This window comes from Elusimicrobiota bacterium (genome assembly GCA_040757695.1).
Lineage (GTDB): Bacteria > Elusimicrobiota > UBA8919 > UBA8919 > UBA8919 > JBFLWK01.
On record JBFLWK010000091.1, the window covers coordinates 1 to 7,822 of the forward strand.

General features: G+C 34.2%; 1 protein-coding gene. It reads right to left on the reverse strand.

From position 1 onward, the window contains the following. A partial coding sequence (locus AB1349_11665) for an FG-GAP-like repeat-containing protein (protein MEW6557987.1) occupies positions 1 to 7,822 on the reverse strand: 7,822 nt, incomplete at both ends.

The following is a 7,822-nucleotide window of genomic DNA, read 5'->3' on the forward strand; positions in this document are numbered from 1 at the left end:
ACTTCGGCTCACCAGTAACAACAGCAGTCCTCGGCGGTTTTGTATCCCAGACAACCTCAAATTTTGCAGTTGTAGACGACGAATAATGTCCTAAACAATCGGTCGCTTCAACCGTTAAAGTGTAGAACCCGTAATATGGTAAATCAAGCGGTTCTATTTTATCACCAGCTTTTACATATACTTTTTGACCTTGGACTTCGGACTTCGGACTTTCTACTAATGTCAAATATGCGGTTGTCCCAACAGGACTTAAATCACTTACTGCAAAGTTAATGTTTATCTTGTCTATCGTCGCCGTATATCTTCTGCCAGCAATAGTAGTGCTGATTGTTATCTCAGGTGCTGTATTGTCTAATAAAACATTAGATGTTTTTATACTTTCTTGATTACCCAATTCGTCTTGGCTATAATAACTAATAATATGAGAACCTTCGTATTCTTTTAAATATAAATAAATCCCTGAAGGATACCAAAGCCATCTAAATTCTTGTAGAATCTGCCATTCACTACCGTCAATTTTTGTTTTTACTATTCTATCATTATATTTATCAACTACGTATAATCTATCATTAAATGGGTCATAACTAATATCATTGGGTTGATTGAATTGTAATATTCCATTGCCACTACTACCTAACTTTATCCAACCTGTACCATCAAATTTAGTTTTAATTATTCTATTATTCCCCGAATCGGCAATGTATAAATATCTAGATTTAGAGTCATATAAAATACCTCTCGGGTGGTAAAATCTATCAGAACCGACACCATAAAAAACTGAACTCTCGCTGCCGTCAATTTTTGTTTTGATTATTCTATGATTATAAGCATCCGAGATATATATGAACCCGGTGCTATTGTCATAACAAATACCAGATATACCAACTAAATATCCAATACCTTGAATAAAATTTAACTCTTGCCATCCAGTTCCATCTATTTTTGTTTTTACTATTTTATTAGGCCAATCGGCAACAAAAATATAATCCGTATTATGGTCATATACAATTCCCAGAGGACAAGAAAATCGTTTTTCTCCTGTCAAATTAGATGTCAATGTTGTCCAACCAGTCCCATCAAATTTGGTTTTTACAACGCGCTTGTTATATGCGTCTGTGACATACAAAAAACTAGTATGCGAATCATAGAATATCTTTTGTGGATTTTTAAATGTCCCGACTCCTTCTGTTCCATAAGTTCCGAAAGATGAAAATTCTGTACCATCTATATTGGTTCTTAGAATTCTATGATTATTTGTATCTACTACATAAATTGAACCCTCATTAGAAACTACACTCAAAGCAAAAACGTTATCATTTCTGTACCATTTACTATCGTCAATCTGATATTCTGTAAAATCTACACCACTTAATGTATCAGTAGAAACAAGAGTAAATTTTGTTTGTGCGGTAACATATGTTTTTTCTGGCGTTTCATATTTTGGTTGTGAGATATTGAGTTCTGTAGTTGGTGGAGTATTATCAATTGTAAATTTAATAGATTTGACTTCTTCTCTATTATCTCCGATATCAACAGAGTAGAAATGTAATGTATGCTCACCATCAGAGTAATTAGTCAAAGTAAATGAAGAGGAGTACTCCTGCCAGACATCTTCATCAATTTTATAGTATGTCTTTTTCACTTCAAATTCTTCATCTTTACTAGTTAAAGTAATTGGGGTATTCTTTGTTATGTAACAATGGTACTCCTTTTGTGGTTTTAAGTGAGCAGGTTGCTTTAATTCTGAATCATAGCAAGTAGAGCCATCGGAGGCAATATAAAGAGTAATACCAACAGGGGTATTATTGGGTTTGGGATCCAATTTTATATAAGGAAGATATATCGTTAATGTTTTACCACTATCATAAGTTATGGTAACCGTATCGTTTGCTTGAATTATAAATGGGACATCTTCGGTATCTCGATAAAAATAAAATCTCAAATAAAGTGGTTGAGGTATATATTCGGTAGGTTCATAAGAAAACTCATCCAATTTGGCATCAGGATCAAAAACCATTGAAAAATATAGACTTTGTACATCATAAGATATATATGGACGTCCGTAATCCAAATTCCCTTTATATGGATTTATTGTAGTTGTTATAGATTCGAAATTCGATATCAGTGCAGGTTGTAATTGTGTTTTTAAGCGAACTGGTTGACCAATTGAATACACCGTTAAAGGCGGCACTGTATCTATTATTACTTCAAATTTTGCTGTTGATGTTGAAGAAGTATGCCCGAGAACATCTTCCGCATTTACTGTTAATACATATGAACCGGAGTATTGTAAATCCAATGGGTCAAGTACATCACCATTTTTCACCTGTAATTTCGTACCTGTTTTAGATGAATCTGAACATTCAGTAAGTATAAGATAGGCAGTGGTTGAAAAAGGACTTAAATCAGTCACTGTAAAATCAATGTTGATTTTATCTCGTTTCGTCACAAACCTTTCCCCGCCGACAGGCGAACTTATTCTTATTTCAGGCGGAGTACTATCCAATATAACACTTATAGTTTTTGTCTCTTCTGTATTATTTAGCATATCTTCACTATAGTAGTTAAGTGTGTGAAAACCTTCAGGAAGTAATATAGCATCAAAGAAAATACCGGAAGGTGCGTAAACATTTAAGAATTTTCGTTCTACTCCATCCTCATCTGTTTGAACTATTCTGCCACCGTAGTACATATCGGAAATATATAATTTTCTACCATATTCATCAAAAAACAAATCCCAAGGATAATAAAAACCTGTCAATTCCGTCCATCCTGTCCCATCAAACTGGGTTTTGATTATTTTTGAACCATCTATGATATAAAAATATCCAGTTTTTTTATCATATGTAATTTTAGAGGGATAATTAAATTGATTTGTTGGTGTACCATAAAATGATGTGAATTCACTCCCATCAATTTTCGTTTTAACTACTCTATGATTTTGAGCATCTGTAGCATATATAAAACCATTTGAATCATCATAATAAATACCTTTTAAACCATTAAATCTCTCACTAGGCCCCCCAGCAGGACTAAATACCTGCCAGCCACTACCATCTATTTTTGTTCTCACAATTTTTATATAATCTGCAACATAAATACTATCTGTATTTGAATCATATACAATTGATTGCAGTGCATAAAATTGCCCAACACCCCAACCTTGCGACCCTAATGTAGTCCAACCTGTACCATCAAATTTTGTTTTCACTATCCGATAATTGACACTGTCTACAATATATAAATACCTAGTTTTAGCATCATAAACTATATCTTTCGGATATTTAAACTGTCCTACCCCATTCCCATATGTGCCAAAAGAAGACCATTCGCTACCATCTATACGAGTTCGTATAATTCTATGATTAAAATAATCTGCAATATATACATAACCTTCTTCCGGTGCCAATGCAAAAGTGAATGGTTTAGAATAATCAAACCAATTCCCATTATCAACTTGATATTTTGTAAATTTTACACCACTTAAAGCATCTGTTGACTTCAAAACAAACTCTGTTTGTGCAGTAACATATGTTTTTTCCAGCGTCTCATATTTTGGCTGTGAAATATTGAGTTCTGTTATCGGTGGAGTATTATCAATCGTAAATTTAACAGTTTGGACTTCTTCTTTATTATCCCCAGTATCAACGGAGTAAAAATATACAGTCTGTTCACCATCTAAACAATCAGCCAAAGTAAATGAAGAAGCATATTCCTGCCAGTCGCCAGCATCAATTTTATATTTTATTTCTTTAATTTCGCTTTGCTCGTCGGTAGCAAATAACCTTATTGGTGTGTTTTTTGTAACAAAATAATGCGGTTGTGAACCGGAAGCAAGACAGGCGACTTTTGTAAATTCTTTATCATAATATGTAGAACCGTCGGAAGCAACATAGAGAGTAAATTCTTGTTGCTGAGGTGTTCCGCCTAATTGAGAAGGAACAAGTTCCGTGTAAGGTAAATAAACAGTTAATACTTTGCCATTGTCATAAGTAATCGTAATTGTATCATTTTGATGAATTATAAATGGTGCGTTGCCTTCCTCATGAGATAAAGTTAAAACAAGTGGGCTTGACTCTGTATGAACCGGTATAAATTCCGGTGTTCCAGATGGACTGAAATTTAATATTACTAGTGGATCTGTACCTTGTGTATAATAAGTATCAAATGTATGAATACCTATTCTCGGCCCACCCCAATAGACATAATCACCTTTATACGATTCTATTGTAGTAGATACAGAAGTGACATCATTCTGTGGTATTATTGCAGACACCACATAAGATTTATTAGGCAGTCCAATTTCAAATCTTGTTGCTGGTGGGGTGAAATCTGTCTGAATATATACTGCCTGTTCAGGTGACCATTCGCTTGTTTTAAGTGCTGTGTCTATCGTTTGAACACTCCAGTAATATGTGGTATTCCCGGCAAGATTCAATTTTACACCAAGTTGAGTATCTGAAATTTTAGGACGCAGATAATTACCAGTCAAAGGACTGCTTTGTTTACCAGAAATAATTTCATTGCCACCGGGCGTTGTCCCAATTCTTATATTGTAATATAGACCATTAACAGGTGTTTCAACATCAGAGATTGGATTCCAAGTAAATACAAACTGCTCATTGGAATAAGTAGTAGAAAGATTTGTAGGAGGATTGGGCAAACTGTTATATATCTTTTTACAGTTTCTGTAAACTTCAAGCCGACCATAATCTGTCAATACTAAATCTGCATTCCCATCATTATCTAAATCACCACTTAATATATTTTCAACATTACCATCAGCCCACCACTTACCAGCGGTATCTGTTATTTTTTGTGTTCTATTAAAATTTCCATTATCGTTATAATAAATATCCTTATCTGCAATTAAATCTAAATCACCGTCGTTATCTACATCACCCCATGCAAAACCATTTGTTGTTTCTCCGGAACTACCCATTCCAAATACTTTTTTCATTATTCCGTTGTCGTTTCTATAAAGATTAAATGTATTGTTTTCATTAGTTGTGTAACCTTTTATAGATAAATCTAATTTTCCATCATTATCATAATCTATCCACTGAACATTTGGTGATTCTGCAACAGCAACAAGATATTGCTGTGCAGTATCTTCTACAAAACTACCATTATTATTTTTATAAATTTTTGAAATAATACTGGTGTTTGGATAGATACCAGTTCTTCCAGATAAAGCCAAATCCAAATTTCCATCATTATCATAATCACCGAAAACAAAACCGCCTTCACGAATTTGAGTTAATCGCTGAGTTCTGTCTTCTTTAAATATACCATTATCGTTTCGGTATATTTTAGTTATTGGTTCTGTTCTCCCGTACATTTCTTTGATGCCACAAATCACTAAATCAGAATCGCCATCGTTATCGTAATCTCCAACTTGAATTGAATTTTCTTTCAGTCCAGCAATATTTTGATTTGTATCTTCTGTAAAAGTATTATTTATATTTTTAAAAACTTTCACGAATTCGTTCCCGCTACCTATAATGTCCAAATCGCCATCATTATCATAATCAACCCACAACAAACCATTTCTATAACTAATACTGCCAGGAATTGAAACTTCTTGAATAACAGAAAATTGGCCATTGTTATTTTGGAAGATTTTTATTGTTTGTCCACTACCCGCAACAATGTCTAAATCTCCATCATTATCATAATCACCAAACATAGGGCATTCACCATACCCCAAATCCTGTATTTTGTAAAACGGTTTCCTACCTAATATCGCAACGAATCCATTGTATGTCCTTGTAACCCCTAATTGATCTGTTGCTGTAATTGGAATAACATAATTTCCCGGAGTTCTCGTATTGTCTTTACTAATTGTATATCTAATTCGTGCATAACTACCATCCTGACTTAATTCTACAATTTCTTTGCCATGTGAATAGTTACTGTCAATATTTGAAAAATCTGCTGAAGCACTTATAATAGGTGTACTTATGTAGGTCCGTCCCCACCAACAGACTTCTATATCAACAGTGTCACCATATCCATAAGTTGCCATCTCTGGATGGTTTTCATAGCCCAAAAGGTTAATATAAGTATATTCACCAATATTAATACTTTCTACCGGAATTCTTGGTCCATGAAAAATTCCTTTTGTTTCTCTTGTAATTGATTCTCCCTGAACATTTGTTCCTTCCATTCGTATTCTAAAAGTGTTATCACCTTGTTCTTTTTCAGTAACAATAAATGAGCTGGTATATGTTTTTCTAACGCTGTCATAAACCAATGGAAAACTTAAAACTGAATTATCCAATCGATTTAACAGAAAAGACACATTTTTTACATCTGAAATTTTAGAATCATTCATCAACTGGGCCTCTATATTAACTGTTTGATTTATATCACCACATAAGAATCCCAATGGTTTAAGATAAATTGATGTTTTTGCTGAAATATTCAAATCATATTTAGCCATGCTGTTAATGTTTTTACCTTGAATCTCTATACGCCAAAGTCCTTTTTGCGGATTATCAATATAATATACATCCCAATGCTCTGACTTAGTTCTATAAGGACTATCTGTGTCTAATTGGGTGCCATCTGGATTAAAAACTTTCAGGTCAAAACCAATCATTTCAGAATACAAAGAAAATGTTACACCCTTGATAGAAGAATCTATAAAAACATTTTCTTTCTTTTGTTCACCTTGTAATAGTATACCTTCAAACGTTTTTACATAACCAGTTTTTCTCATTTCTGATATTGCTACTTTTCCTATGCTGTTCAAATCAATCAGTTGATACCAATTACCACCAGATGCTCTTAACTCACCTTTCGTTTGATAATCAATAATGGGCGTTATACTGTAAACGGGTGGATCTAATGTTGCCATCTGCTGAAGTACAGGATGGTAATCGGCTCCTACAGTCTGCATCCAATCGGTAAGTATTAAATGACCTTTAGCCTGACCAGAAATTAAATTATTTTCAAATTGTTGTTGGGCCGTCAAAAGGCCATCAGCTATATTCGTCATTCCACCACTGTAAATGGTTTGAATTGCACTTGCAGCAACTGAAAAATCGTTTCCCAATGGATACAACACACGCGCATAATCGTGAAACGAGACAACCGTTACTCTGTCTTTGCTGGCATCTAACATCGTCAGTGCTGATAATGCTACTCTTTTATACGATTCTATCAAGGATTGAACACTGCCTGATTTATCTATAATCAACGAAACATCCATACCGCCTTCGGTAATAAAACTCCACTTGTATGGTTGTTCCAAATTGGCACCATTTTGACCCCTTGCCTCAGATGAAATAATGATTTGGTAGGTTGTATTGGGCTTCAAAGAATTGCTTGGTGAAAACGCCAATATCCTGTTATCATTACTCCACGAAAAATTAACAAGAGATGCATCTTGTGGAGTGATTGAGACAATTTTTGACCAATCTAATTGTGTATCCATCGGTTGAGTAAAAACTATCTCAAAATTACAGTCTATACTAACATCAGTCTCTTCATTAGATGGTACCGTGTACTCTATATCCGGCGTGTATGCTATAGTGAATTGATGCAAAAGGTCAGGATTTGTATTTGACAAATTATAAGTCGTTAAATCTTCGTCTGGGTCAATCGGTGAATTGTCAAGACCACGAGCAAAAATGCTTATGTAATTATTTCCGTCATAATCAGAACCTTGATTTTGGGGAATTGTATATTTCCCGCACCAAGTATCATTGGAATAAAATGTTGTTGTCCAGCCGTTTGTTCCGCCGTCGGGCTGGAAGTATTTTGCTGAATAAGGAAGTTTGCTAAATGAAATTAAATTTGAGTCGGTTTTCATCGG